This is a genomic window from Streptomyces sp. NPDC005728, from assembly GCF_040630895.1.
Lineage (GTDB): Bacteria > Actinomycetota > Actinomycetes > Streptomycetales > Streptomycetaceae > Streptomyces.
Genome location: NZ_JBEXYL010000010.1, coordinates 47,988 through 74,061, shown reverse-complemented (window position 1 = coordinate 74,061; position 26,074 = coordinate 47,988). Strand labels below are relative to the sequence as shown.

Sequence of the window (26,074 nt, the reverse complement as noted above, 5' to 3'; positions counted from 1 at the left end):
TGCAGGTGTCCCCGTACGTCCTGACCGACTCCTGGACCATGACCCGGCGTGAACTCGCCCACTGGGCACGGCAGCCCGGGCAGGTGCTGGTCGCCCTGGTCTTCCCGGTGATGCTGCTGCTGATGTTCGGCTACCTGGTCGGCGGCGGCCGACGCGTCGCCGGTGACTACGTCGACTACCTGGTGCCCGGCATGCTCGCGCTCACCATGGCCTTCGGCCTGGAGGGCACGATGCTCCACGTGACCCAGGACCTCACCAGGGGCGTCATCGACCGCTTCCGCTCCCTGCCGATGGCCAACGGGGCGGTCCTGGTGGGCCGTTCGGCGGCGGACATGCTCCAGTCGGCGGCGGCGCTCGCGCTGCTGACAGCCGTGGCGTACGCGCTCGGCTGGCGGGCACACGGCGGCCCCGGGTCTTTCCTGGCCGCCTTCGGTCTGCTCCTGCTGTTCCGCTTCGCGATGCTGTGGGTCGGCATCCACCTCGCCCTGGTCGCCGGCCGGCCCGAGATGGTCCAGGCGGTCCAGATCCTCGTCTGGCCCGTCGGTTTCCTCTCCAACGCCCTGGCCACACCGGACGCGATGCCCGGCTGGCTGGGCACGGCCGTCCGGTGGAACCCCCTCTCCCAGACGGCCACGGCCGTACGGGACCTGCTCGGCAGCCAGGGCGGCGAGCCGGGGCACGTAGGTGCGGCCGTGGCCTGGCCGCTCGCCCTGCTGGCCGTGTTCCTCCCCTTGGCCGTGGGGAGGTTCGCGCGGCTGGGCCGCTAGTGGTGGAAGCCGGTGGCCGCCTCCTTGTCCCGGGTCAGCGGATGCGGCTGCCGGCGCAGCTCCGGCACCAGCTGGGTCAGGTCCTCCACGAACAGGTCGGCGAGGTCGTGGGAGAAGCCGTTGCGGCACACGATGCGCACCACGGCCAGGTCCTCGCGGTTCGGCGGGAAGGTGTACGCGGGCACCAGCCAGCCGCCCTCGCGCAGTCGCCGGGACACGTCGAAGACGTCGTACGACGTCACGTCCGCAGCGGTGGTGAAGGCGAACACCGGCAGCTCGTCGCCGCGGGTGAGCAGCCGGAAGTCGTCCAGGGCCTCGATCTTGCCGGCGACGTAGCGCGCCACGTCCCGGGTCGACTGCTGCACCGCCCGGTAGCCCTCGCGGCCCAGCCGCAGGAACGTGTAGTACTGCGCCACCACCTGGGCGCCGGGCCGGGAGAAGTTGAGTGCGAAGGTCGGCATGTCACCGCCCAGGTAGTTGACCCGGAAGACCAGCTCCTCGGGCAGCGCCTCGGGGTCCCGCCACAGCGCCCAGCCCACGCCCGGGTAGACCAGGCCGTACTTGTGGCCCGAGGTGTTGATCGAGGCCACGCGCGGGAGGCGGAAGTCCCACACCAGTTCCTCGTCCAGGAAGGGCGCCACCATCGCCCCGGACGCGCCGTCCACGTGGACCGGGACGTCCAGACCGGTGCGCTCCTGGAGGGCATCCAGCGCCGCGCACAGGTCCGCGATCGGCTCGTAGGACCCGTCGAAGGTGGAGCCGAGGATGCCGACGACTCCGATCGTGTTCTCGTCGCACAGCTCGGCCGCCGCCTGCGGATCCAGGTGGTACCGGTCGCCCTCCATGGGGACGAGCCGGGCCTCCACCTCCCAGAAGTTGCAGAACTTCTCCCAGCAGACCTGGACGTTGACGCCCATGACCAGGTTCGGGCGCGCTCCCGGGTAGCGGTCGGCGTTGCGCTTCGCCCAACGCCGCTTCAGCGCCATCCCGGCGAGCATGCACGCCTCGCTGGACCCCGTGGTCGAACAGCCCACGGCGGCCGACGGGTCCGGCGCGTTCCACAGGTCGGCGAGCATCGCCACACAGCGCCGCTCCAGCTCGGCCGTGCGCGGGTACTCATCCTTGTCGATCATGTTCTTGTCCCGGCACTCGCCCATCAGCACCCCGGCCTGCGGCTCCATCCAGGTGGTGACGAACGTGGCCAGGTTCAGCCGGGAGTTGCCGTCCAGCATCAGCTCGTCGTGCACGATCTGCGCCGCCGTGTTGGGAGGCAGGGGCGTGTCGGGGAGCCGGTGCTTGGGCGGGGCCTCGGCCATTTCGACGACCGGGTTGGCCTCCCCGAAGAACGGGTTGACCGACATGGGCCGCTCGTCGTGCTTCTCGGGGCCTTTGTGCAGAGCCATGGACGTGCCTCCAGACAGGGGAGTGGGTCAGTGGATCGGGGTGCCGTCCGCCCGCAGCTGCATCTGCGGGCGGCCCGTGACCAGCAGCCATGCAGGCAGCGAGGCGATGCAGAGCAGAGCGAGGATGGCGGGTGAGGCGACCAGGACGGCGGCCGTGAACAGGCTCACCCACCCTTGCCGGGTGATGGCCAGGAGAATGCCCAGTACACCGGCCGCCACGCCCACGGCGGGCTGGACGGCGGGCACCAGGGCGTGGGCGCACAGACCGAGGGCGGTACCCACGAACACGGCGGGGAAGATCCGGCCGCCGCGGAATCCGCAGGTCGCGGCCACGGCCAGAGCGGCCAGCTTGACCACCGTCATCGTGGCGAACTGCCCGGCCGACCAGCCCTCGGGGTCGCGCGCCAGTTCCGCGATCTGGTCCAGCCCCTTGAAGAGCGTCAGCGGGCCGCCCAGGGCCCCCAGCGCTCCCAGGACGAACCCGCCCACCGGAAGCATCAGCATCGGGTGCCGCAGTCGCTGGAAGGCCCTGTGGAGGTACGGGAAGACGTACACCGCGCACATGCCGAGTACCGCGCCGACCGATGCGACGACGATCGCCGCGAGCACGTCGCCCCCGCCCGGCCGGCCGATCGGGGGCAGATGGAGGTCGAAGGTCGCGTGGTGGACGAGGTCGGTCGTCAGGGCGCCCGCCGCGGCGGCGGCCAGCGGGGCGAAGAGGTTGTCCCACAGCAGCCCCCTGACCCGCTGCCCGGCCAGCGCTTCCGAGATGACCAGGGCGGCGGCCACCGGGGTGCCGAACAGCGCGCCGAGCGTCGCCGCCTCCGCCAGCGCCATCCACAGCGGGCCCGGCAGCCTGGGCATGAACCGGCGGCCCAGCCACACCGCCAGCCCTACGTTGGTGGCGATGATCGGGTTCTCGGGGCCGAGGCTCGGGCCGCCCGCGAGCATCAGGGCCGCCGCCAGCAGCAGGCCGGGCAGTACGACGGGCGGCAGCGCGGGCGCGTTCAGCCCCATGGTGGCCGGGTCGGGCCCCGCGTGCCCCGGCACCAGCCACACCACCAGACCGACCGCGATGCCGGTAGCGGTGAGCATGATGAAGATCCACAGCACGGAGTACCGGCCGATTCCCAGGGCGTCGGGCAGGTTCTGCCACAGCACGCCCTGGAGTTGCTCTGCCCCGACGCTCACCCCCACGAAGAGCAGGCTGGACACCACGCCGACGACGAGAGCGGGCAGGATCAAGGGCAGCAGGGCGCGCGCGGGGGCCGCGGGAGCGGTGGTGGGCGCCTGCTGCGCGCTGTCCTGGGCCACGGGCTCACCATAAGCGGACAAAAGATATCGAACATCCCGAAAGTGAATCCGGCTTGCACCTCACGTGGCGTGAGGCCTCAGCGTGGAGCACCTACCGATGAAAGGAGCGGAGAGTGAGCTACTCCGTGGGACAGGTCGCGGGGTTCGCCGGGATCACGGTGCGCACCCTGCACCACTACGACGAGATCGGCCTGCTCGCACCCAGCGAGCGCACCCACGCCGGCCACCGGCGCTACAACGACGCCGACCTCGACCGGCTCCAGCACATCCTGTTCTACCGGGAGCTCGGCTTCCCGCTCGACGAGGTCGCGGTCCTGCTCGACGACCCGGACGCGGACCCGCGCGCGCACCTGCGCCGCCAGCACGAACTGCTGACCGCCCGGATCGAGAAGCTGCAGAAGATGGCCGCGGCCGTGGAGCACGCCATGGAGGCACGCACGATGGGCATCAACCTCACTCCCGAGGAGCGGTTCGAGGTCTTCGGGGACAACGACCCCGAGAAGTACGCGGAGGAGACCGAGCAGCGCTGGGGCGGCACCGAGGCGTACGCGGAGTCGCAGCGTCGCGCCGCCCGCTACACCAAGGAGGACTGGAAGCGCCTGCAGGCCGAGGTCGACGACTGGACCGCGCGCTACGTCGCCCTGATGACCGCCGGTGATCAGCCGTCCGGCGAGGCGGCCATGGACCTGGCCGAGGAGCACCGCCGGCACATCAGCACGTGGTTCTACGAGTGCCCGCACGCCATGCACCGCTGCCTCGGCGCGATGTACGTCGCCGACGAGCGCTTCAAGGCGTTCTACGACTCCACACGGCCCGGGTTCGCCGATCACCTGAGCGAGGCGATCGCGGCGAACGCCGACCGGCACACGGCCTGATCCCCTGGTCCGGGAGGAGGCCTACTCCCGGACCAGGACCACCGCGGTGCCGTACGCGCACACCTCGGTGCCCACGTCCGCGGCCTCCGTGACGTCGAAGCGGAACGCCAGCACTGCGTTGGCCCCACGCGCGCGTGCCTGCTCCACCAGTCGCTCCATGGCCTGGTTGCGGGTCTGTACGAGCGTCTTGGTGAGGCCCTTCAGTTCGCCGCCGATCATCGACTTCAGCCCGGCGCCGATCTGACTGCCGAGGTGCCGCGAGCGCACGGTGAGACCGAAGACCTCACCGATCACCTGCTGCACCCGGTGTCCGGGCACGTCGTTGGTCGTGACCACCAGCACGTCCGGCTGGGGCCCCTGGCCGCCGCCGTAGTCGTCGAGTCCCATGGCTCACAGCTTTGCCTCAGTTGCCCCACAGTGCATCCTGGAGTCACCGGTGGAACCTGGGGCGGTCACGTCGCGTTGATAGCTTTGTGCGGCAGCCCATCGACGTTCAGCCGCCGCAGCCGCCCTCATCCCCTCAGGAGCCCGGACCCGTGATGACACTCGCCCTCGGCCCGAGCTGGCTGGATCCCAACTACCTGCTCGACACCTACAGCATCTGGGGCCTGCTGCTCATCGTCTTCGCCGAGTCCGGTCTGCTCATCGGCTTCTTCCTGCCGGGCGACTCGCTGCTGTTCACCTGCGGTCTGCTGATCACGTCCAACCAGCTGGACTTCCCGCTGTGGGGCGCGATCGCCCTGATCTGCCTCGCCGCGATCCTCGGCGACCAGGCGGGCTACATGTTCGGCAAGAAGGTCGGTCCGTCGCTCTTCAACCGCCCGGACTCCCGCCTCTTCAAGCAGGAGAACGTCGCCAAGGCCCACGAGTTCTTCGAGAAGTACGGCCCGAAGTCCCTGGTCCTGGCCCGCTTCGTGCCCATCGTGCGCACGTTCACGCCGATCATCGCCGGCGTCAGCGGCATGAAGTACCGCTCGTTCCTGACCTTCAACGTCATCGGCGGTGTCCTGTGGGGCGCGGGCGTCACGCTGCTCGGCTCCTGGCTCGGCAAGATCGACTTCGTCAACAAGAACATCGAGGCGATCCTCATCCTGATCGTCCTCGTGTCGGTGGTCCCGATCGCGATCGAGTTCCTCCGCGCGCGCGGCAAGAACAAGAAGGCGGCGGCCGCGCAGCCCGAGCCGCAGCAGCCCCTGTACCAGCACCAGCCGGTCATGGACGACGCGACGGCCCAACTGCGCCGCATCGAGCCGGAGCAGCCCTACGAGCAGCCGTACCAGCAGCAGCCGTACCAGCAGCAGCCGCAACAGCAGCTGCAGCAGGACCAGCAGTACTGGGACCAGGGCTACGACAACCAGTACCCGCAGCAGCAGCCCTACGACCCGCAGCAGTACCCGCAGCAGCAGTACGACCAGCAGCAGTACGACCAGAACGGGTACCCCAGGAGCTACTAGGCGCCTCAGAACCCCCTGGTCCTCTTCGCGGCCCGGCGCTTGCCGGCGGAGCCGACCCGCAGGGCCAGCCTGGAGATCTCCGACCCCAGGTTGACCCCGATGGCGATCGCCATGGCCAGGGAGGCGGCCTTGGCCAAGGACACCAGTCCCTTGTCCACCTCGTTCTGAGCCATGGACAGCAACCCGAAGTACGTGGCCGAACCGGGCAGCAGCGGCCCGATCGCAGCCGTCGTGTACGGCAACGCGGACGCGAACCGGTACCGCGACAGCAGCTGCCCGAACAGGCCCACCAGGCCCGCCGCCACGGCCGTGGAGGCGACGGGGGAGATGCCGCCCGCGTAGTGCATCGCGCCGTACACCGACCAGGCCACGCCCCCGTTCAGGGTCACCGCCAGCACGGTTGATCGTTCCTGCTGCAACAGCACGGCGAACGTCAGCGACAACAGCATGGACGCGGCGATCTGCACCAGCGGCCGTTCGGAGATGTTCAGTGCCGCGTCCGGATTCAGTTTGCCGCCGACCTGCACACCGAAGTACAGGACGACCAGCACGCCGATCACGATGCCGACGAAGAAGTACATGACCTCCAGCAGGCGCGCGGCGGCCGTGATGTAGAAGCCCGTCAGCCCGTCCTGCACACCCGCGACCAGCGCCCGCCCGGGCAGCAGCGCGAACAGCCCACCGGTGATGACGGCGGACGCCTTCACGTCGACGTCGGCAAGCGCGAACGCCACACCGATCGCCGCGGGCGGCATCGCGGCCACCGTGAACTGGTAGAACTCCGGCAGCCCGCGCCCCGCGCACAGCCACGCCAGCCGGTCGCCGAGCATCGCGCCCACCGCGGCCGCCACGAACACGATCAGGTCACCGCCGACCAGCACCGAGGCCGCACCCGCGAGCAGTCCGCCCGCGAGGGTCAGGGCCCAGCCGGGGTAGGGGTGCCGGTTGCGGCGGATCTCCGCCAGGCGCCGGTAGGCCTCCTCCAGGGAGACATGGGCCTCCGGGTCGGTCAGGTCGTCCACCAGCCGGAACACGGCCGCGAGCCGCGTGTAGTCCGTGCCCCGCCGGCGTACCGTCCGCGACGCCGTGACCGGGTCGTCCACGAGGGACGGCTGGTGGGAGATCGACAGCAGCGTGAAGGTGACCGTCGGCTCGCAGCGGTCCAGGCCGTAGGAGCGGCACACCGCGAACATCGCGGCCTCCACGTCCTCCGCGCCCTCACCGCCGGCCAGCAGCAGTTCCCCGATACGCAGGGTCAGGTCGAGCACGCGCGGGACGGCGGGCCCGACCTCCTCGGCCGGCAGCACGGGCTCGGGCGCCGGCCGCTCCGCCACGGGCATGCGCAGCATCGTGCGCATCCGGTCCTGCCAGGGCGCGTCCTTGACCAGGCTGACCGCCGGCATGCCGGTCGCCGGGGTGAACGCGGTCGGGGCGTCCTTCGCGCTGTAGGTGCGCGGCAGGCTGAACGCCGACCTCTCCGGCTCGGCACTCGGCGGGTGCGGCGACTCCAGGCCCTCCGGTACGGCGAACTCGGACGTCGTCTCCGGCTCACCGCCGCCCTTGGTGACCTCGAGACCCTCGGGGATGGCGAACTCGGATGTGATCTCCGGGTCGTACGTGGTCCGCGCCTCGTCCGACCGGGGCTTGCGGTCCTCCGCCTCCGTCACCTCGCACCGCTCCCTGAACGACACCTTCCGTAAGCCTTCAGTATGCGCACGCGTACGCAAACGGGCCGCACGCGTGCGCGTGCGGCCCGTTCGAACCAGAGGGGTCAGTGACCGCCCTGCTCCTTGAAGCGCTTGTACGACCGCTCGATCTCCACCTCGGCGTCCACGCGGCCCACCCAGTTGGCGCCCTCGACCGACTTGCCGGGCTCCAGGTCCTTGTACACCTCGAAGAAGTGCTGGATCTCCAGGCGGTCGAACTCCGACACGTGGTGGATGTCGCGCAGGTGCTCCACCCGCGGGTCGGTGGACGGAACGCACAGCAGCTTGTCGTCGCCGCCCGCCTCGTCCGTCATCCGGAACATGCCGATCGCGCGGCACTTGATGAGGCAGCCCGGGAAGGTCGGCTCGTCCAGGATGACCAGCGCGTCCAGCGGGTCGCCGTCCTCGCCGAGAGTGTTCTCGACGAAGCCGTAGTCGGCCGGGTAGGCGGTCGAGGTGAAGAGGCGACGGTCCAGCCGGATCCGACCGGTCTCGTGGTCCACCTCGTACTTGTTCCGCGAACCCTTCGGGATCTCGATCGTGACGTCGAACTCCACCGGTGGCTCCTCCATGATCAGCACATAGTTCTGGTGGTTAAGTGTCCCTCACGCAGGTGTGTGATCGCGAAAGGGGCTGGTGGTCGTGCCTGAGCTGAGGCCTTGGCGAGCCGCGAGACCGCACGTGGTGCGGATCGTGAACGCCGTACGACCGGGTCTGGCGCGTGCCGCGGAGGCCGCGAAACCGCGGGTCGCGCGGCTGGCGAAGGCCGTGCGCCCCGGGCTTGCACACCTCCCCCGGCCGCAGGCGGTCAGGACCTGGCAGTACACCGCCGGCGCCGTCACCGCCGGTCTGGCGCTGACCGCCGGAGTGGTGACCGCCGCCGGCCCCTGGGACGCCAACGGTCAGCGTACGGCCGAGCGGGACCGGGCGGTCGCCCTGGAGCGGCCAGGTGGCGCAGATCACGGCCACTCCGGTACGGCCGCGCAGGCGCCCCGGCCCGCACCGAGCGCCCCGCCCGTCCTGGCGGGCCTGGGTGGCACCACGGGCACCGTCAGCACCAAGAAGGCCCCGCCCGGCCAGAAAGCCCTCACGGACGTCCTGGGGCCGCTCCTGGATGCCCCCGGGCTCGGCGCCGACCGTGCGGCGGCCGTCATCGACGTCACCACCGGCAAGCAGCTCTACAGCACCGGTGCCGGCCGGGCCCTCACCCCCGCCTCCACCACCAAGATCGCCACCGCCGTCGCCGCCCTGTCCGCCCTCGGCCCCGACCACCGCCTCACCACCCGCGCCGCGCTCGAACCCGACACCGGCGAACTGGTCCTGGTCGGCGGCGGCGATCCCACCCTCACCGACCACCCGAAGGCCGACAGCTGGGCGAGCCTGCGCACACTCGCCGCCGACACCGCCGCCGCACTCGGGAAGCGCGGCATCCACAAGATCAAGCTCTCCTACGACACCACGCTCTACTCCGGCCCCGCACTGCACCCCATCGGCGTCAACGACAACCTCGCCCCCGTCAGCGCCCTGACCACTGACGAGGGCCGCACCGACGACTCCGCCGGCGGCCCGGCGACCCGCGTGACCGATCCCGCGGCGGACGCGGCCGGCACGTTCGCCACCCTCCTCCGCGACGCCGGCGTCACGACCACGCCCCCCGGCCCCTCCAAGGCCACCAGCCGCGCCGAGACCCTCGCCACCGTCTCCTCGCCGCCGCTGTCCGCCCTGGTCGAGCGCATGCTGACCAACAGCGACAACGACATCGCCGAGGCCCTGGCCCGCCAGACCGCCCTGGCCAGTGGCGAGCCGGCGAGCTTCGACGGAGGCGCGAAGGCCATCGCCACCCAGCTGAGGAAACTCGGCCTGCCGATGGCCGGTGCCTCCTTCCACGACGGCAGCGGTCTCAACCGCGACGACCGGCTCACCGCGAACCTCCTCACCGCCCTGCTGGTCAAGGCGGGCGACCCCGCCCGCCCCGGCCTCCGCCCGGTCCTCACCGGCCTCCCCGTCGCCGGCTTCACCGGCACCCTGACCAGCCGCTACACCGACGGCGCCGCGGGAGTCGTACGGGCGAAGACCGGCACCCTCACCGGCGTGAACACCCTGGCCGGCACGGTCGTGGACAACGACGGCCACCTCCTGGCCTTCGCCTTCCTCGCCTTCGGCACCACGGACCCCCAGGAGGCCCAGACGGCCCTGGACAGGACGGCATCAGCACTGGCGGGGTGCGGCTGCCGGTAGCGGGGTGCGGCTGCCGGTAAGGCCTTGCGAAGGCACCTGCTCGCTCGCCACTGGCAGGTCCGCTCGCCGCTGGGGGCACGCCTTTCGCTGTCGTCCGTTCCCGCTCCTGGGCCGCCCGTCCGTTCGTCGTCGGCGGCTCGCCGCCCAACAGCTGCCCGCCGTCCAACAGTTGCAGGCTCCTGGGCGGCCCCTCCGCTCGCTGCCAGCCGCCCAACAGCTGCCTGCTCCCGCCCCCGCCCGCCGTCCACAGTCGCCCGCTCCCGCCGTGGGCACGCGTCCCGCGGGGCGGACGGGTGGGTGCGGTCTGCCGTATCAGGTGCGGCACGGCCAACACCCGCCCCAGCCGACGCAAGTACCTCGCCACGCACACCCGTCACCGCACTAGGAACCCCACCCCGCCCAATCCCCACGGCCTGCCCCAAAGGGGACTGCTCACGTACCGTTGACGCATGACGAGCTTCGGTGGCACCGCATCTCCCGGGATGGTCGACTGGAACCTCGCGGTGGCGACCGCGACACGGCTCGTACGGCCGGGCCCCGAAGTCAGCCGCGACGAGGCCAGGTCCGTCGTCGCGGAGCTGCGCCGGCACGCGAAAGCCTCGGAGGGACACGTCCGGGGCTTCACTCGTATGGGCACCGAGGACACCCACGACACCCCCGTACTCGTCGTCGACCGACCCGGCTGGGTCCGGGCGAACGTCGCCGGCTTCCGGGAGATCCTCAGGCCCCTCCTGGAGAAGATGCAGGACCGGCGCGGCAGCGGCGCCGGCAACGCCGTCCTCGGCGCCGTCGGAGGCAAGGTCACCGGCGTCGAACTCGGCATGCTGCTGTCCTTCCTCTCCTCCCGCGTCCTCGGCCAGTACGAGACCTTCGCACCCGCCACCCGGGACCTCCCGGCCGGCGGCCCTCCCGGCTCGCCGAACGGCGGCGGCCGCCTCCTCCTCGTCGCGCCCAACATCGTCCACGTGGAGCGCGAACTCGACGTCGAGCCGCACGACTTCAGGCTCTGGGTGTGCCTGCACGAGGAGACCCACCGCACCCAGTTCACCGCCGTGCCCTGGCTCCGCGACCACCTCGAGGGTGAAATCCAGTCTTTCTTGGCGGAGACCGACGTCGACCCGATGACCGTCCTGGAACGCATCCGGGAAGCCGCCCAGTCCCTCGCCGGCGGCCGCCCCGAGGGCGAGGAGGACGACGGCGGACGTTCCTTCGTGGAACTGGTGCAGACCCCGGCCCAGCGCGAGATCCTCGGCCGCCTCACCGCGGTCATGTCGCTCCTGGAGGGCCACGCCGACTTCGTCATGGACGGCGTGGGCCCGGCCGTCGTACCGACCGTCTCCGAGATCCGCGAGAAGTTCCAGCAGCGCCGCGCCAAGGGCGCCTCCCGCCTCGACCTCGCCCTGCGCAAGCTCCTCGGCCTGGACGCCAAGCTCAGGCAGTACCGGGACGGCGAACGCTTCGTACGCGCCGTCGTCGACCAGGTCGGCATGGACGGCTTCAACCGCGTGTGGACATCCCCCAACACCCTGCCCACCAAGGGGGAGATCGCCAAACCGGCGGACTGGGTCGCACGGGTGCACCGCAAGGCCGAGTCGTGAACCGCATGGGGGAGAGGTGAAACGAATCCGGCCGACGGCAGGCGAACGCCCCTCCAATCACCCGTCCGAGGGACCGTGAGCCATGGGTAGGCGTGCAATGCTCGGGGAACGGCCCGCTTCTGTCACCATCTACACACTCTGAGTGACCGACCTCGGGCTCACCCCCCGACAACTTCATGAAGGGAACCGGACATGGGTCCCCATCCTGCGGTCGCGGCGATACGCCTGGCGGTCCGCCGCGTCCTCCACGACGTCCTCACCCACAACAGCCGTACCCCCGCAGCAGCGGCGGCAGCCGCCGTGGCAGCCGCCGAAGCAGCCCGCGAACCGAGCCGGAGCGAACGCTCGTCCCCGCTCGTGCTGGTCGCGTGCTCCGGCGGCGCCGACTCCATGGCGCTCGCCTCAGCCCTCGCCTTCGAGGCCCCCAAACTCGGCATCCGAGCCGGCGGCATCACCGTCGACCACGGCCTCCAGCCCGGCTCCGGCCTCCGCGCCGAGGAGGTCGTCCTCAGGCTGCGCGAACTCGGCCTCCACCCCGTCGAGTCCATCGCCGTGACCGTCGGCCGCGACGGCGGCCCCGAGGCCGCCGCCCGCGACGCCCGCTACGCCGCCCTCGACGCCGCCGCCGAACGCCACGGCGCTGCCGCGGTCCTGCTCGGCCACACCCGCGACGATCAGGCCGAAACCGTCCTGCTCGGCCTCGCCCGCGGCTCCGGCATCCGCTCCCTGTCCGGCATGGCCGCGGTCTCGGGGGCCGACGGCCGTTACCGGCGCCCCTTCCTGCACCTCGACCGGCAGACCGCCCGCAAGGCCTGCATGGTCCAGTCCCTGCCCGTCTGGGACGACCCGCACAACGCCGACCCCGCCTACACCCGCTCCCGGCTGCGGCACGAGGGCCTGCCCGCCCTCGAAAAGGCCCTCGGCAAAGGCGTCGTGGAAGCGCTCGCCCGCACCGCCCAGCTCTCGCGCGACGACGCCGACGCCCTCGACACCTGGGCCAGCCAGGCCGAAGCCTCCGTGCGCGACGCCACGGGCCTCCTGGAGTGCGCCAAGCTCTACGCCCTCCCGCCCGCCGTACGCCGCCGCATCCTGCGCCGCGCCGCCATCGACGCAGGCGCCCCGGCCGGCTCCCTCTTCGCCCGCCACATCGAGGAAGTCGACCGGCTGATCACCGGCTGGCGAGGCCAGAAGGCCATCAATCTCCCGGGCAAAGTCGTCGCCCAGCGCCAGGGTGGCAGACTGGTGATTCGGCAAGGCTGAATCCTGACCCAGGAGCAACCCTCCGACGGGCCGGGCGGCCGGTCGCCGTAAGTGCGGCCGTAAGTGCGGGACGACCGAAAGTGATGCGGGTGGACGCGAAAGACATGGGTGCCGACCTCCAGCAGGTACTCATCACCAAAGAAGAGATCGACGCGAAGCTGGCCGAGCTGGCCGCGAAGATCGACGCGGAGTACGCGGGCAAGGACCTGCTCATTGTCGGTGTGCTCAAGGGCGCCGTGATGGTCATGGCGGACCTCGCCCGGGCGCTGTCCACCCCCGTCACCATGGACTGGATGGCCGTGTCCTCCTACGGCGCGGGCACCCAGTCCTCCGGTGTCGTGCGGATCCTCAAGGACCTCGACACCGACATCAAGGGCAGGCACGTCCTGATCGTCGAGGACATCATCGACTCCGGTCTGACCCTGTCCTGGCTGATCAACAACCTCGGCTCCCGCGAGCCCGCCTCACTGAAGGTGTGCACGCTGCTGCGCAAGCCGGACGCCGCCAAGGTCGCCATCGACGTGGAGTGGGTCGGCTTCGACATCCCGAACGAGTTCGTCGTCGGCTACGGCCTCGACTACGCCGAGAAGTACCGCAACCTGCCGTTCGTCGGTACGCTCGCGCCTCACGTCTACGGCGGCTGAGCCAACCGGGCCAGTCCTTGTAAGACGATCGGGAACCCCAGCGGGTTTCGCGCCGTTGGAGCAAGCAGAGACGGGAACGCCAGCCGTCCATGCCGCTCCGTGCGGCTTCGGACAACAATGCTGGGGTACCGTCAGAAGAACTGTCTTATCAAACTCACTATGGCAGGAGGGACGGGGCGACACCGCTCCGTATGGATGGACGTGAAGCGATACTTCCGTGGGCCGGTCATGTGGATCGTGCTGGCCGTCCTTGCCGTGGTCGTGTTGATGCAGGTCGTCGGCTCGTCCGGCGGCTACAAGACGGTGGACACCGGCCAGGTCGTGGCAGCGATCAACGAGAACAAGGTCGAGTCGGCCAAGCTCACCACCGGTGACGAACAGACCATCAAGGTCACCCTCAAGGACGGCCAGAAGGTCGAGGGCAGCTCGAAGATCCAGGCGAGCTACATCGGCGACCAGGGCGTGACCATCGCCGGCACCCTGCAGACCAAGTACCAGGACAAGCAGATTCCGGACGGCTACACGGTCTCGCCGTCCAAGCAGAACCCGTTCCTCGGCGTACTGCTCTCCCTGCTCCCCTTCGTCCTGATCGTGGTCGTCTTCCTGTTCCTGATGAATCAGATGCAGGGCGGCGGCTCCCGGGTCATGAACTTCGGGAAGTCCAAGGCCAAGCTCATCACCAAGGACACGCCGAAGACGACGTTCTCGGACGTCGCGGGCTGCGACGAGGCCGTCGAAGAACTCCACGAGATCAAGGAGTTCCTGCAGGAGCCGGCCAAGTTCCAGGCCGTCGGCGCCAAGATTCCCAAGGGTGTGCTCCTCTACGGCCGCCCCGGTACCGGCAAGACGCTCCTCGCGCGCGCCGTGGCCGGCGAGGCCGGAGTCCCCTTCTACTCGATCTCCGGTTCCGACTTCGTCGAGATGTTCGTCGGTGTCGGTGCCTCCCGAGTCCGTGACCTCTTCGAGCAGGCCAAGGCGAACGCCCCGGCGATCGTCTTCGTCGACGAGATCGACGCGGTCGGCCGCCACCGCGGCGCCGGCCTCGGCGGTGGTCACGACGAGCGCGAGCAGACCCTGAACCAGCTGCTCGTCGAGATGGACGGCTTCGACGTCAAGGGTGGCGTGATCCTCATCGCCGCCACTAACCGCCCGGACATCCTCGACCCGGCCCTTCTGCGCCCCGGCCGCTTCGACCGGCAGATCGCCGTCGACCCGCCGGACCTGCAGGGCCGTCTGGAGATCCTCAAGGTCCACCAGAAGGGCAAGCCGGTCGCGCCCGACGTCGACCTCGCCGCCGTCGCCCGCCGCACCCCCGGCATGACCGGCGCCGACCTGGCCAACGTGCTCAACGAGGCCGCGCTGCTCACCGCCCGCAGTGACCAGAAGCTGGTCGACAACAAGGCACTGGACGAGGCGATCGACCGCGTGGTCGCGGGCCCGCAGAAGCGGACCCGGATCATGTCGGACAAGGAGAAGAAGATCACCGCGTACCACGAGGGCGGCCACGCCCTGGTCGCGGCGGCCTCGCCGAACTCCGACCCGGTCCACAAGATCACGATCCTCTCCCGCGGCCGCGCCCTCGGCTACACGATGGTGCTCCCGGACGAGGACAAGTACTCGACCACCCGCAACGAGATGCTCGACCAGCTGGCGTACATGCTGGGCGGCCGCGCGGCCGAGGAACTGGTCTTCCACGACCCGACGACCGGCGCCGCCAACGACATCGAGAAGGCCACCAACCTGGCCCGCGCGATGGTCACGCAGTACGGCATGACCGAGCGGCTCGGCGCGATCAAGTTCGGCGGCGACAACAGCGAGCCCTTCCTCGGACGTGAGATGGCTCACCAGCGCGACTACTCGGAAGAGGTCGCCGCGCTGGTCGACGAAGAGGTCAAGAAGCTCATCGAGACCGCTCACAACGAGGCCTGGGAGATCCTGGTCGAGAACCGCGACGTGCTCGACCAGCTCGTTCTCCACCTGCTGGAGAAGGAGACCCTGGGCAAGGAGGAGATCGCCGAGATCTTCGCCCCGATCCACAAGCGCCCGCCGCGGCCCGCCTGGACCGGCTCCTCCCGCCGTACCCCCTCCACCCGCCCGCCGGTGCTCTCTCCGAAGGAGCTGGCACTGACCAACGGTGCGAACGGAGCGACGGCGGCGATCAGCACGGCCAAGTCCACGGCTGTGGAGTCCGCCCCGGTGACGGACAAGACACCGGAGGACCGCCCCGAGAGCTGACGGCTTTCGGCCAACCGGCTCGGAATGAATGCCGCGCCCGTCAGGTTTTAGCCTGAGGGCGCGGCATTTCCGTATGTCCGCAGACAGAGCGCGTGGACGCACGCGTGACAGGCACAGGAACGAGGAACAGATGACCGACCCCGTGACCTTGGACGGCGAGGGCACCATCGGCGAGTTCGACGAGAAGCGCGCCGAGAACGCCGTACGGGAACTGCTGATCGCGGTCGGTGAGGACCCGGACCGTGAGGGCCTCAGGGAGACGCCGGGCCGGGTGGCGCGGGCGTACAAGGAGATCTTCGCGGGCCTGTGGCAGAAGCCCGAGGACGTCCTGACGACGACGTTCGACCTGGGGCACGACGAGATGGTCCTGGTGAAGGACATCGAGGTCTACAGCACCTGTGAACATCATCTGGTGCCGTTCAGGGGCGTCGCCCACGTCGGCTACATCCCGTCCGTGACCGGGAAGATCACCGGCCTGTCCAAGCTGGCCCGGCTGGTGGACGTCTTCGCCCGGCGCCCGCAGGTGCAGGAACGACTCACCACGCAGATAGCGGACTCCCTGATGGAGATCCTGGAGCCGCGGGGCGTGATCGTGGTCGTGGAGTGCGAGCACATGTGCATGTCGATGCGCGGCATCCGGAAGCCGGGTGCGAAGACCATCACCTCGGCGGTGCGCGGTCAGCTGCGGGACGCGGCGACGCGCAACGAGGCGATGAGCCTCATCATGGCGCGCTGAATCATGGCGCGCTGAGCGACCTCGGCGGAGACGGCGGTCAGGCTGCCGGCTCTGCGCCCGGGTGGTTCTGGTCCTCGTCCTCCGGGAGCTTGCAGACCCGCTCCAGGAACAGGGCCGCCGCTATCACGGCGATGCCGGCCAGGACCGAGAAGCCGGCGTAGATGGCCTGGTCGCGGCGGGCGGGGGTGTCGAGGAGTTCCAGGAGGAAGACGCCCGTGCCGGCGTACATGCCGGCGACCAGGGCGGCCACCAGGGCGCTTGCCTGGCCGAAGACGACCGCTCGGGCGGCCATCAGGGGGTCGACGCCCTTCGCGCCGGGGCGGCGCTCCCGCTGGGCCTTGAAGCGGGCCCGCAGCGAGAGCGCCGTGGAGAGCAGGACCACCGCGATCAGGGCGAGGACGATGGGGGCGGCCAGGGGGACGCTGGGGAGCGTCCCGATCGAGTTCCAGAGGCGGGCGCCCGCCCAGGACAGGACTCCGGCCACGATGAACACGCCGGCCAGCACCCTGATGCGCAGCTCTCTCACGGTGTCCCTTCAGCTCCCCCGGACCGATCCCGGACTGTGGTCGTCTTGACCTTAACGACTACTCGGGCAGTCGGAGTTCCAGGTCCGCGCGGGGCGCGATGCCGTGGCGGGTGACGGCCGACAGCAGTTCGACCACCGCGCCGCGGCCGGGCAGCTGTGCCAGCGGGTCCACGTCATGCCAGGGCGCGAGCACGAAGGCGCGTTCGTGGGCGCGCGGGTGGGGGAGGGTGAGCTGTGGGTCGTCGGAGGTGACGTCGGCGTAGGCGACGATGTCGACGTCCAGGGTGCGCGGTCCCCAGCGCTCGTCGCGGACCCGTTTGAAGGCCTCCTCGACGGCGTGAGCCCGCTCCAGCAGGGAGGAGGGGGGCAGGGTGGTCTTGAGGACGACGACGGCGTTGAAGTAGGAGGGCTGGCTGCCCGGCTCGACGCCCCACGGCTCCGTCTCGTAGACCGGGGATACGGCCTTCACGCGGACGCCGGGGGTGTCCTCGAGAGCGTCGACGGCTCCCTGGAGGGTCTCCAGACGGTTGCCGAGGTTGGAGCCGATGGAGATCACGGCGCGTTTCGGGTTGCTCAGTGTCGTGTCGGCGGCGTCGACCTGCTCGACGACCGAGGCGGGCACCGGCTGGACGGTCGGGTCGCTGTGACCCTGGGCGAAAGGTCGGGTCATACTCGGCTCCGGGTGATGGTGACGGTCACGTCGTCGAAGGGGACGGTGATCGGGGCGTCCGGCTTGTGGACGCGGACCTCGACCTCCAGGACCCCTTCGTGCTTGAGGCAGGTCTGGGCGATCCGCTCGGCGAGGGTCTCGATGAGGTTCACCGGTTCGCCCTCGACCACGGCCACGACCTCTTCGGCCACGATGCCGTAGTGCACGGTCTTCGCCAGGTCGTCGTCGGCCGCGGCCGGCCGGGTGTCCAGGCCAAGGACGAGGTCCACGATGAAGGTCTGGCCCTCCTCGCGCTCCTTGGGGAACACACCGTGGTGCCCGCGGGCCTTGAGGCCGCGCAGCGCGACACGATCCACGCGAATCACTCCTGCAATCGTCGGGAACGGCCGGTCGGTGTCGCGTGCGGGCGGCACACCGGCCTCAGACGAATCTACCTGCGGGCACTGACACGGCCGGGTGATGAGGGCGCGGGCCCGGGCGGGGACCCGGAGGCTTCACCGGGTGTTTCCCCTGGGGAACCCGGTCGCGTCATGGGCTGGTAGCCGCACCTACCCGCGGGTTCGTGATTCCAACCACTTCTTCGTCCCTATGGGGCGCGGACCCGTTCAGGCGAGGGGATTGCCATCCGGATTCACGTCGTTCGGGCCGTTCTGCCCGTTTTCCTCCTCCTCGTCGGTCTCGGTCATGACGGGGGAGGCGTGGTGCGACCACAGTTTCCAGCCGGTGGGTGTGCGCCGGAACACGTTCGTGGCGACGACGAGCTGGCCGACCAGGGGGCCGAGTTCCGAGCCGTCGTCGGGGGCGGGGCCGCCACTGAGGATGTTCTCGGTGCAGGTGACGAGGGCGGTGTCGCCGGTGACGGAGACGTGCACGTCGGTGAGGAAGAACTGGATGTAGTCGGTGTTCGCCATGATCAGCGCGTATGACCTCAGGACCTCGCTGCGGCCGGTGAGCACCGGCCAGCCGGGGTGGACGCAGGAGATCACGCCGGTGTCCGCCGGGTCGTGGTACTCCTCGTCGACGCCCAGGTCGGAAGGCGTGAGCCAGAGCGAGGACAGTTCCTCGAAGTCGCCGCGTTCCATCGCCTCGTAGAAGGCGGTGTTGGCGGCCTCCACCTGTTCGACGTCGGTGTGGGGGGCGCTCACCGGGTTCCTTCCGCGTGCGCTCCGCGCGTGCCTTCCGCGCCAGGCGCACGCTCCGCTGTGCGCGCCCCCTCCACGGCCCGTGCGACCCGTACCGCGTCCGCGGTGGCGCGTACCTCGTGCACGCGCACCGCCCATGCGCCGGCGTGCGCCGCGAGCGCGGAGACGGCGGCCGTGGCGGCGTCGCGCTCGCGGGCGGGCGGGGGTGCGCCCTCCGGGCCTGCGAGGACGCGGCCGAGGAACCGCTTGCGGGAGGCGGCGACGAGCAGGGGGTGGCCGAGGGTGCGCAGACGGTCGAGGTGGGCGAGGAGGGTCAGGTCGTGCTCGGCCTCCTTGGAGAAGCCGAGGCCGGGGTCGACGACGATGCGGTCGGGGGCGACGCCGCCCGCGAGAACGGCCTCCACGCGCGCGTGCAGTTCGTCCGCGACTTCGGAGACGACGTCCCCATAGACGCCCTTGACGGTGCCGCCTTGGAGGAAGCCGCGCCAGTGCATGACGACGAAGGGGGCGCCGGCGGCGGCGACCACGGGGATCATCGCGGGGTCGGCGAGGCCGCCGCTGACGTCGTTCACCAGGGAGGCGCCGGCCGCGAGGGCCTGTTCGGCGACGGAGGCGCGCATGGTGTCGACGGAGACGACCACGCCTTCGGAGGCGAGGCCGCGGACGACGGGGATGACACGCCTGAGTTCCTCGGCCTCGTCGACGCGGGTGGCGCCGGGGCGGGTGGACTCGCCGCCGACGTCGACCAGGTCCGCGCCCTCGGTGACCAGGTCCAGGCCGCGCTTGACGGCGACGGTCGTGTCGAACCAGCGGCCGCCGTCGGAGAAGGAATCGGGGGTCACGTTGACGACTCCCATGACCGCGCACCGGTCCCACGCCGGAAGGCCTGTCACTCGACCGCGTCCGCTGAGGTTGTTCATACGTTCAGCGTAGGCCCAGGGGGGCGCCCTCAACGCGCCGCGGCCCGGGCGGAAGCCCCGTGCTGGAGGGGGTGGAGCTTCCGCCCGGGCCAGTCGCGGCCGGGCATTGCGCGGGGCAGGACGGGGTCACGCGGCTCGGACGTCGCGTTCCGTGACGGCGTGCGCGCAGGGGCGCCCGGCGAGCGCCCTGCGCCGGCGCAGGAAGCGCGGCAGCGGCAGGGCGAGGTTGACGAAGCCCTCGGCCTGCATGGCCGCGAAGCCGATGCGCGGCAGGTCGGCGGAGGCGCGGTAGACGACGAAGCGCGGCTCCCAGCGCGGCTGGAACTTGGCGTTGAACTTGTACAGCGACTCGATCTGGAACCAGCGGGAGAGGAACACCAGCAGCCCGCGCCAGGCGCGCAGCACCGGCCCTGCTCCGATCTTCTCCCCGCGCGCGAGCGCGGAGCGGAACATGGCGAAGTTCAGCGAGACCCGTGTGATGCCGAACTTCGGGGCGGCCTGCAGGGCGGCGACGATGAGCAGTTCGTTCATGCCGGGGTCGGCGGTGCGGTCGCGGCGCATGAGGTCCAGGGAGACGCCGTCCTCGCCCCAGGGCACGAAGTGCAGGATCGCCTTCAGGTCGCCGTACTCGCCGGGCTGGTCGTCGGTCTTGTGGGCGGTGGCGATCAGACAGTCGGAGTCGGCGAGGTCGCCGATGCGGCCGAGTGCCATGGAGAAGCCGCGCTCGGTGTCGGTGCCGCGCCAGTCCTCCGCCGCCAGGCGGATGCGCTCCAGCTCGGCCTCGCCGAGGTCACGGATACGCCGTACCCGGGTTTCGTAGCCGGCTCGCTCGATGCGCTTGACCATCTGGCGCACGTTGCGCATCGCGCGTCCGGCGAGCGAGAAATCCGCCACGTCGACCACCGCCTCGTCGCCGAGTTCCAGGGCGTCCAGGCCGGTCTCGCGGGTCCACACCTCGCCGCCCGTCTCCGAGCAGCCCATGACGGCCGGGGTCCAGGAGTGTGCCTTGGCCTCGTCCATGAAGCGCTCGATGGCGCCGGGCCAGGCCTCCACGTCGCCGATCGGGTCGCCGCTGGCGAGCATCACACCGGAGACGACGCGGTAGGTGACCGCCGCCTTGCCGCTGGGCGAGAAGACGACCGCCTTGTCGCGGCGCAGCGCGAAGTGGCCGAGGGAGTCGCGGCGGCCGTGCTTGTCCAGCAGGGCGCGCAGGCGGGTCTCGTCGTCCTCGGTGAGGCGGGCGGCCGGGTGCTCGGGGCGGAAGGCGAAGTAGATGGTGGTGACCGCGGTCAGCCAGCCGAGGGCGCCGAGGGAGAAGGCGACCGTCCAGGAGGTGTTGCCGTCGTAGTCCAGGGGGCCCTCGAAGCCGAACAGGCCGTAGACCACGTGCGTCAGCCGGTCGGCCAGGCTCGGGTCGCCGAGCATGCGGTTCGGGTGGGCACTGACGATGACCAGTCCGAGGGCGAGCGAACCGGCGGCCATGAGGACGAAGTTGGCGAGCGCGCGCCAGCGGCTGCGTGGATCGGGCAGCGCCGCGAACTCGTCGCGGTGGCGCAGCAGCGGCACGAGGAGCGCCAGCGAGATGAGCATCCCGATGAGCGAGTGCCGGTACACGAACTGCGCGACGGCGCCGGCCGGCAGCAGCGCGACCGCGGCTCGCCACGCTCGGCGCTTGCGCCGTTTGAGCCCGTGCGCGAGCAGCAGCAACAGCACGCCGGCGCTGAGCGAGAGCGCCGCGGCGAAGGGCCCGAAGGAGCCGGGCAGCACCTCGGCGATGGCGTGCATACGGCTGCGACGGAAGCGAGGGAACACGCCCGCCGCAATGTCCACCACGCCCACGAGGGCACACGCCCTGGCGACCAGAGCGGGAACGGCCTCGGGGCGCGGGCCGCGCAGTATGCGCCGCACCCGGCTTGATCGGCTCGGAACCCCGCCCGACATTTCCCCATCTATCCTGACAGACATCGCATCCCGTAGTTCTGCGAGAGACCTTGAACCCGGTGCCGATCGGGGCATCCGGCGACATTGCGCCCTCTAGGACGGTGTCTCGGGGAGAGAGGTTCACTCCTCTTCGGAAAGTCGGGTCAAAGGCCAAGGAAAGCCCCGGGCAAGACCGCGCGACGATGCGTGAGCGGACCACGGGCAGAAAGCGCAGGCAGGTAACAGCCCATGGGTCTCACGAGCAACAAAGTGCTGGTGCTGGCGGTCGTGTTCGCCGCGATGCTGTTCGTCGCCACGGTATGGCTGTGGCCTCGGCTCGCCCGGCAGAACTGGCGGGCCGTCAGCGGGCGCGTCGGCCTGCTCCTCGCCACCCAGCTGGCGCTCTTCGCCTCCCTGGGCGTCGCCGCCAACCAGGCCTTCGGCTTCTACGCCAGCTGGGCGGACCTGTTCGGCAGGGAGACCGACCAGGGCGTCGTCGTCGACCACTCGGCGGGCGGCGGTGGCGGCCCGCTCCAGGTGCTGTCCACCTCCACGGTGCCGGGTGTGCACAGCTCGCGGCCGCAGGCGGCCGGGCAGGTCCAGAAGGTCGCCATAGCGGGCCGCAAGACCCACCTCACCACACCGGCGTACGTCTACCTGCCGCCCGAGTACTTCCAGCCGCAGTACCGCACGCGTACGTTCCCGGCGGCCGTCGTCCTGACCGGCTACCCCGGTACGGCCAAGGCGTTGGTGGACAAGCTTGACTACCCGCGTACGGTGCAGGAGCTGGCCAAGGACGGGCGGATGCAGCCGATGATCCTGGTGATGCTGCGGCCGACCGTGGCGCCGCCGCGCGACACCGAGTGCGTGGACGTCCCGGGCGGGCCGCAGGCCGAGACCTTCTTCGCCAAGGACCTGCCCGACGCCGTCCTCGCGCACTACAGGGTGGGCAAGAGGCCCGGCAGCTGGGGCATCATCGGCGACTCGACCGGCGGCTACTGCGCGCTGAAGATCGCCATGCACCACCCGAACGTCTACGCGGCCGGCGCCGGTCTGTCGCCGTACTACAAGGCGCCGACCGACCCCACGACCGGTGACCTCTTCCACGGCGACAAGAATCTGAAGAATCGATCCGACCTGTGGTGGCTCCTCAAGCACGAGCCCGCGCCCGACACCTCGCTGCTCGTCACCAGCAGCAAGGTCGGCGAACACAACTACAAGGACACGCTCAAGTTCATAAAGCGTGTGCAGGCCACCAACCTGACCCGGATCTCCTCGATCATCCTCGACAGCGGCGGGCACAACTTCAACACCTGGCGCCGGGAGATCCCACCGACGCTGCAGTGGATCAGCGGACGGCTGACCGACCGCTGATCCGACGGGCGCCTGATGTCCGGTGAAACCTTCGGTGTGGCCGTGTTTTTACGGGGCGGGGGTCCGCGATTCGCCTACGCGCGGTAAGTTTCTGGCCATGCCACGAGGACGCCACCGCCATTCACCGCCTCTGCACCGGCTGTTGCCTCCGTCGGCGATCGCCGGCGTCTCCGTCGTCTGCGCGCTGGGTCCCTGGGTGTTCTCCGAGGTCACGGTGTTGCGCACGCTGGCCGCGGCCGCCGCGGCGACAGCCGTCGTCGGCGCGGTCGTGATGCGCCACTGGGACTCCCAGGCCGGCAAGCAGGTCGCCGACCTTACGCGCGCGCGTGCCAGCGACGAGTGGCGCTACGACGAACGGGTCGCCGAACTGGAGACCGACCTCGAGGAGTCGCGCGAGCTGCGCACCAAGCTGGAGCAGCGGCTGCGCGCCAAGCGCGCGGAGCTGGCCGGGCTGCGCAACGAGCACGCGGCCCTGCTGCGCCGTTACGCCACGGCGGAGACCGAGCGTGCCACTGCCCTGGAGGGGCGCCGGCTGCTGGAGATCGAGGCGGCCGAGCCGTCCGGCGTGCCGGCGCTGCCGCCCGCGCGCAGTGCCGGGTCCGAGGACGCCGCCACGACGGCCGAGACTCCCGAGACCCCTGAGCCTGCCGAGGAGAAGCCCAAGGCTGGTCCGGCGTTCGCAGCCGAGGGTGCTCAGCTGTTTCTGAAGGCCGCGGTGGCGCTGGCCCGACTCGACCGTGACGGGGCATCGGCGAAGGCCGGGGACGAGGCCGTCAAGCCCGAGTCCGTCAAGGCCGAGACCCTCAAGGCCGAGTCCGTCAAGGCCGAGTCCGTCAAGTCCGAGACCCTCAAGTCCGAGACCCTCAAGGCCGAGCCCGTCAAGCCCGAGCCCGTCAGGGCCGGGTCCGTCGAGGCCTCGGGTGGTGGCCCTGGGGATGGGATGCAGCCCGTTCAGGCGGCCGCCCAGGCGCAGGAGGCCGGTCAGGAGGGCGAGGCGCAGGGGAAGCCCGAGGCGGCCGGCGAGCACACGCGCGCGGCCGCCACCTCGACGACGCCGGAGCAGCCCGCCAAGCCCGCGCAGCAGCCCGCCGGTCACTTCACGGTGCCGACCGCGGTGGCCGTCGTGCCGGCCACACCCGTGCGGCGCCCGGCGATCGAGGGCGGCTTCGACTTCTTCGGCACCCAGAAACACACGTCGTCCGCCGCGCTGGAGTCCGTACAGAACGAGGACCTCGCGGACGTCGTCGGCCAGGAGGCCCTCGCGCTGCACAAGGCCGAGGCCGAGGCCGAGTTCAAGCCCGCCGACGCGGAGTCGCGCGGTGTCGGCCAGGTGATCGACCTGACCGCGCACGACGAGACGGAGCAGATCGACCTCCAGGGGCTGCGCACCGCGGCTTCCTGAGACGTCACCAGGCACCAGCACCGGGCCCGGTTCACCCGCGGGGGGTGAGCCGGGCTCACGCCATCCAGCGGTCCGGGCGGGCGTCCCTGCGGCCGGTGCGGGACCGCTCGGCCTGGGCGCGCAGCAGCAGCGCCGCATCCTCGGCGTCCCGCAGGCGGGCGGTGACGGTCTTGTCGGCCCCGGTGTCCACGTGGACGTCGGCGAGCCGCCACAGGCGCCCCCAAGGCCCCTGGGTGAGCCGTACGCTCTGCACCTTGGCGTGCGGGACCAGGGACAGGCTGCGGCGCAGCAGGCCGTGCCGGGCGGTGAACACCGCGTCGGTGACCGCGAGGCCGTGCCCGCGCCACCACACCGGCACGGACCACCCGGCCCGCCGCGGCGGCCGCGCCGACGACGCCGGTACGGTCACGCCGGGCAGCACGCGCGCTATGACCGACTCGGCGACCGCGCGCGGGGCGACCGGCACCAGCACGGAGTTGTCGGATCCCGCCACGTCCAGTTCCACCCGCACCCAGCCCCGCCGTCGCCACAGCAGCGGCTCCACGATCCGCACGGTCTGCACCCGCCCCGGCGGCACCGTCTCGTGGGCGCGGTCGAGCAGACCGTGGTCGATGCGCAGACCGTCCGGGGACTCGCCCACGGTCCAGTCGTACTCGGCGACGAACCGCCCCGCGCTGCTCGCGCCCGCCGCGCCGAGCAACGGCAGGGCGGCGGCGAGGACCGTCCACACGCTGTGCGTGGCGAGCCACAGCACGGGCGGTACGACGAGGGCGGCGGTCAGGGAGCCCCAGGTGGCGCCCGTCAGCACGAGGGAGAGCGCCAGCTCGCGCGGGGGCACGTGCAGCAGCTCGTGCGCCGGCGCCTCGCCGACTTCGTGCGCCGTCTCGGGGGCGAAACCCGCAGCGCGCGCGAGCAGCTCCGCGCGCAGGGCGCGCGCCTCCTGTTCGCCCAGGAAGGCGAGTTCGTCCTTCTTGTCGGCCCCGACGACGTCTATCCGCAGCTTGGCGACACCCGCCACGCGCGCGAGGAGCGGACGCGTGACGTCGACCGCCTGGATGCGCTCCAGGCGGATGTGTGCGGTGCGCCGGAACAGCAGCCCGGTACGTATCCGCAGCTCGGTGTCCGTGACCGCGAAGTGCGTGAACCACCAGGACAGGAAGCCGTAGAGGCCGGCCGCAGGGACGAGTACGGCGAGCACGACCAGGAGCATCGTGGCGGTCAGCCTCTGCAGCTGTTCCTGCGCGCCGTTCGGGTCGTGCACGGCCCATCCGGCGAGTACGGCGACCGGCGCCCACGCCCGCCGGAAGGGCGTGACGGGGTGGAGCCGCCGTTCGGCGACAGGCGGGCGGGCCGTCGTGTCGTCGACGCCCGGCGTGGTCACAGGCCCGCCGATCGGGCCTCGCCCAGCTCGGTGAGCCGGTCGCGCAGCCTCTCCGCCTCGGCCGGATCCAGGCCCGGGATGGTCGCGTCGGTCGCGGCGGCCGCGGTGTGGAGCTGCACGCTGGCCAGCCCGAAGTAGCGCTCCACGGGCCCCGAGGTGACCTCCACCAGCTGCATCCGGCCGTACGGCACCACGGTCTCCTCGCGCCACAGGACACCGCGGCTGATCAGCAGGTCGTCGGCCCGCTCGGCGTACCGCCAGGAGCGCCAGTTGCGGCCCAGCAGCCGCCAGCCCCACGCGGCCAGGGCCAGCGGGAGCAGCGCGAAGGCCGCCCAGGCCGGTCCCGCGAGCAGGCCGGGCAGCAGCCCCGCCCCAAGGGCGAGCACGCCCGTCCACGTCACCAGCATCAGCCTGCGCATACGCAGCAGGCCGGACGGCAGTGCCCGCCACACCGGCTGGTCCCCCGCAATCCCGGTCTCTTCCGGGCTCCCCGTCTCCATGAGGCCAGC

The 26,074-nt window shown here is 71.0% G+C and carries 24 protein-coding genes; 11 read left to right on the top strand and 13 right to left on the bottom strand.

Annotated elements, in window-relative coordinates; translation table 11 throughout:
• Positions 1–5: 5 nt before the first annotated feature.
• Positions 6–767, top strand: coding sequence for an ABC transporter permease (locus ABZ471_RS10155; protein ID WP_359064590.1), 762 nt, complete (start codon positions 6–8; stop codon positions 765–767).
• Here the strand turns inward: ABZ471_RS10155 and ABZ471_RS10150 are convergent.
• Both ABZ471_RS10150 and ABZ471_RS10145 read right to left on the bottom strand, forming a co-directional pair.
• Positions 764–2,170 carry a glutamate decarboxylase gene (locus ABZ471_RS10150; protein WP_359064462.1) on the bottom strand — a complete coding sequence of 469 codons (1,407 nt, stop codon included), beginning with the start codon at positions 2,168–2,170 and terminating at the stop codon, positions 764–766. The two genes, ABZ471_RS10155 and ABZ471_RS10150, sit on opposite strands and share 4 nt — an antisense overlap.
• 27 nt (positions 2,171–2,197) lie before the next feature.
• Positions 2,198–3,484: an ion channel protein gene (locus ABZ471_RS10145; protein ID WP_359064460.1), complete on the bottom strand. Its 1,287-nt coding sequence runs from the start codon at positions 3,482–3,484 to the stop codon at positions 2,198–2,200.
• Between the two features lie 113 nt (positions 3,485–3,597).
• Between ABZ471_RS10145 and ABZ471_RS10140 the strand changes: the two genes are divergently transcribed.
• On the top strand, positions 3,598–4,359 hold the full coding sequence (locus ABZ471_RS10140; protein ID WP_359064458.1) for a MerR family transcriptional regulator: 762 nt from the start codon (positions 3,598–3,600) through the stop codon (positions 4,357–4,359).
• 21 nt (positions 4,360–4,380) lie between these two features.
• Here ABZ471_RS10140 and ABZ471_RS10135 read toward each other — a convergent pair whose 3' ends face one another.
• On the bottom strand, positions 4,381–4,746 hold the full coding sequence (locus ABZ471_RS10135) for a YbjQ family protein (RefSeq protein WP_359064456.1): 366 nt from the start codon (positions 4,744–4,746) through the stop codon (positions 4,381–4,383).
• Positions 4,747–4,895: 149 nt separating this feature from the next.
• On the opposite strand from ABZ471_RS10135, the gene ABZ471_RS10130 reads away from it, so the two are divergent.
• Entirely contained in the window at positions 4,896–5,813 is a 918-nt protein-coding gene (locus ABZ471_RS10130; protein ID WP_359064454.1) for a VTT domain-containing protein, read from the top strand.
• A gap of 5 nt (positions 5,814–5,818) precedes the next feature.
• On the opposite strand, the gene ABZ471_RS10125 is transcribed toward ABZ471_RS10130, so the two are convergent.
• Positions 5,819–7,480 (bottom strand): threonine/serine exporter family protein, encoded by a 1,662-nt coding sequence (locus tag ABZ471_RS10125; protein WP_359064452.1) that lies wholly within the window; start codon positions 7,478–7,480, stop codon positions 5,819–5,821.
• Between the two features lie 104 nt (positions 7,481–7,584).
• Positions 7,585–8,076 (bottom strand): inorganic diphosphatase, encoded by a 492-nt coding sequence (locus tag ABZ471_RS10120; RefSeq protein ID WP_359064450.1) that lies wholly within the window; start codon positions 8,074–8,076, stop codon positions 7,585–7,587.
• Positions 8,077–8,200: 124 nt separating this feature from the next.
• On the opposite strand from ABZ471_RS10120, the gene dacB reads away from it, so the two are divergent.
• The 6 genes from dacB to folE all read left to right on the top strand — a co-directional run bounded on the left by dacB (position 8,201) and on the right by folE (position 16,230).
• Positions 8,201–9,757, top strand: coding sequence for a D-alanyl-D-alanine carboxypeptidase/D-alanyl-D-alanine-endopeptidase (dacB, locus tag ABZ471_RS10115; RefSeq protein ID WP_359064588.1), 1,557 nt, complete (start codon positions 8,201–8,203; stop codon positions 9,755–9,757).
• A 449-nt stretch (positions 9,758–10,206) separates the two neighbouring features.
• A complete protein-coding gene (locus ABZ471_RS10110; RefSeq protein WP_359064448.1) occupies positions 10,207–11,355 on the top strand; it encodes a zinc-dependent metalloprotease in 1,149 nt (382 codons plus the stop codon).
• Positions 11,356–11,547: 192 nt separating this feature from the next.
• Positions 11,548–12,615: a tRNA lysidine(34) synthetase TilS gene (gene tilS, locus ABZ471_RS10105; RefSeq protein WP_359064446.1), complete on the top strand. Its 1,068-nt coding sequence runs from the start codon at positions 11,548–11,550 to the stop codon at positions 12,613–12,615.
• An 83-nt stretch (positions 12,616–12,698) separates the two neighbouring features.
• Positions 12,699–13,259, top strand: a complete 561-nt coding sequence (gene hpt / locus ABZ471_RS10100; protein ID WP_030342680.1) for a hypoxanthine phosphoribosyltransferase — start codon at positions 12,699–12,701, stop codon at positions 13,257–13,259.
• Between the two features lie 195 nt (positions 13,260–13,454).
• Entirely contained in the window at positions 13,455–15,494 is a 2,040-nt protein-coding gene (ftsH, locus tag ABZ471_RS10095) for an ATP-dependent zinc metalloprotease FtsH (protein ID WP_359064443.1), read from the top strand.
• Positions 15,495–15,624: 130 nt separating this feature from the next.
• Positions 15,625–16,230, top strand: a complete 606-nt coding sequence (gene folE / locus ABZ471_RS10090) for a GTP cyclohydrolase I FolE (RefSeq protein WP_359064441.1) — start codon at positions 15,625–15,627, stop codon at positions 16,228–16,230.
• 37 nt (positions 16,231–16,267) lie between these two features.
• On the opposite strand, the gene ABZ471_RS10085 is transcribed toward folE, so the two are convergent.
• From ABZ471_RS10085 to ABZ471_RS10060, 6 genes are all read right to left on the bottom strand, one after another.
• Entirely contained in the window at positions 16,268–16,756 is a 489-nt protein-coding gene (locus ABZ471_RS10085; RefSeq protein WP_359064439.1) for a DUF3180 domain-containing protein, read from the bottom strand.
• Positions 16,757–16,814: 58 nt separating this feature from the next.
• On the bottom strand, positions 16,815–17,426 hold the full coding sequence (gene folK / locus ABZ471_RS10080) for a 2-amino-4-hydroxy-6-hydroxymethyldihydropteridine diphosphokinase (protein WP_359064437.1): 612 nt from the start codon (positions 17,424–17,426) through the stop codon (positions 16,815–16,817).
• Complete coding sequence (gene folB / locus ABZ471_RS10075; protein WP_359064435.1) at positions 17,423–17,782, bottom strand: dihydroneopterin aldolase; 360 nt, start codon at positions 17,780–17,782, stop codon at positions 17,423–17,425. Before folB ends, folK begins: the two co-directional genes overlap by 4 nt.
• Before the next feature lie 249 nt (positions 17,783–18,031).
• Positions 18,032–18,571 (bottom strand): nuclear transport factor 2 family protein, encoded by a 540-nt coding sequence (locus ABZ471_RS10070; RefSeq protein ID WP_359064433.1) that lies wholly within the window; start codon positions 18,569–18,571, stop codon positions 18,032–18,034.
• Positions 18,568–19,488 (bottom strand): dihydropteroate synthase, encoded by a 921-nt coding sequence (gene folP / locus ABZ471_RS10065; protein WP_359064431.1) that lies wholly within the window; start codon positions 19,486–19,488, stop codon positions 18,568–18,570. The genes ABZ471_RS10070 and folP overlap by 4 nt, the downstream gene beginning before the upstream one ends.
• A 126-nt stretch (positions 19,489–19,614) precedes the next feature.
• Positions 19,615–21,429 (bottom strand): phosphatidylglycerol lysyltransferase domain-containing protein, encoded by a 1,815-nt coding sequence (locus ABZ471_RS10060; RefSeq protein WP_359064429.1) that lies wholly within the window; start codon positions 21,427–21,429, stop codon positions 19,615–19,617.
• A gap of 228 nt (positions 21,430–21,657) precedes the next feature.
• Here ABZ471_RS10060 and ABZ471_RS10055 point away from each other — a divergent pair, with 228 nt between their 5' ends.
• A complete protein-coding gene (locus ABZ471_RS10055; RefSeq protein ID WP_359064427.1) occupies positions 21,658–22,782 on the top strand; it encodes an alpha/beta hydrolase-fold protein in 1,125 nt (374 codons plus the stop codon).
• 97 nt (positions 22,783–22,879) lie between these two features.
• Positions 22,880–24,184, top strand: coding sequence for a hypothetical protein (locus ABZ471_RS10050; RefSeq protein ID WP_359064425.1), 1,305 nt, complete (start codon positions 22,880–22,882; stop codon positions 24,182–24,184).
• 55 nt (positions 24,185–24,239) lie between these two features.
• On the opposite strand, the gene ABZ471_RS10045 is transcribed toward ABZ471_RS10050, so the two are convergent.
• Both ABZ471_RS10045 and ABZ471_RS10040 read right to left on the bottom strand, forming a co-directional pair.
• Positions 24,240–25,565 carry a PH domain-containing protein gene (locus ABZ471_RS10045; RefSeq protein ID WP_359064423.1) on the bottom strand — a complete coding sequence of 442 codons (1,326 nt, stop codon included), beginning with the start codon at positions 25,563–25,565 and terminating at the stop codon, positions 24,240–24,242.
• A complete protein-coding gene (locus ABZ471_RS10040) occupies positions 25,562–26,065 on the bottom strand; it encodes a PH domain-containing protein (protein ID WP_359064421.1) in 504 nt (167 codons plus the stop codon). Before ABZ471_RS10040 ends, ABZ471_RS10045 begins: the two co-directional genes overlap by 4 nt.
• Positions 26,066–26,074 lie beyond the last annotated feature (9 nt).

Excerpts from the sequence above, each read along its gene's own strand:
- ABZ471_RS10150 (WP_359064462.1), bottom strand. The coding sequence starts at position 2,170 with ATGGCTCTGCACAAAGGCCCCGAGAAGCACGACGAGCGGCCCATGTCG.
- ABZ471_RS10135 (WP_359064456.1), bottom strand. The coding sequence starts at position 4,746 with ATGGGACTCGACGACTACGGCGGCGGCCAGGGGCCCCAGCCGGACGTG.
- ABZ471_RS10110 (WP_359064448.1), top strand. The coding sequence starts at position 10,207 with ATGACGAGCTTCGGTGGCACCGCATCTCCCGGGATGGTCGACTGGAAC.
- tilS (WP_359064446.1), top strand. The coding sequence starts at position 11,548 with ATGGGTCCCCATCCTGCGGTCGCGGCGATACGCCTGGCGGTCCGCCGC.
- hpt (WP_030342680.1), top strand. The coding sequence starts at position 12,699 with ATGCGGGTGGACGCGAAAGACATGGGTGCCGACCTCCAGCAGGTACTC.
- ftsH (WP_359064443.1), top strand. The coding sequence starts at position 13,455 with ATGGACGTGAAGCGATACTTCCGTGGGCCGGTCATGTGGATCGTGCTG.
- folE (WP_359064441.1), top strand. The coding sequence starts at position 15,625 with ATGACCGACCCCGTGACCTTGGACGGCGAGGGCACCATCGGCGAGTTC.
- folK (WP_359064437.1), bottom strand. The coding sequence starts at position 17,426 with ATGACCCGACCTTTCGCCCAGGGTCACAGCGACCCGACCGTCCAGCCG.
- folP (WP_359064431.1), bottom strand. The coding sequence starts at position 19,488 with ATGAACAACCTCAGCGGACGCGGTCGAGTGACAGGCCTTCCGGCGTGG.
- ABZ471_RS10060 (WP_359064429.1), bottom strand. The coding sequence starts at position 21,429 with ATGTCGGGCGGGGTTCCGAGCCGATCAAGCCGGGTGCGGCGCATACTG.
- ABZ471_RS10055 (WP_359064427.1), top strand. The coding sequence starts at position 21,658 with ATGGGTCTCACGAGCAACAAAGTGCTGGTGCTGGCGGTCGTGTTCGCC.
- ABZ471_RS10050 (WP_359064425.1), top strand. The coding sequence starts at position 22,880 with ATGCCACGAGGACGCCACCGCCATTCACCGCCTCTGCACCGGCTGTTG.
- ABZ471_RS10040 (WP_359064421.1), bottom strand. The coding sequence starts at position 26,065 with ATGGAGACGGGGAGCCCGGAAGAGACCGGGATTGCGGGGGACCAGCCG.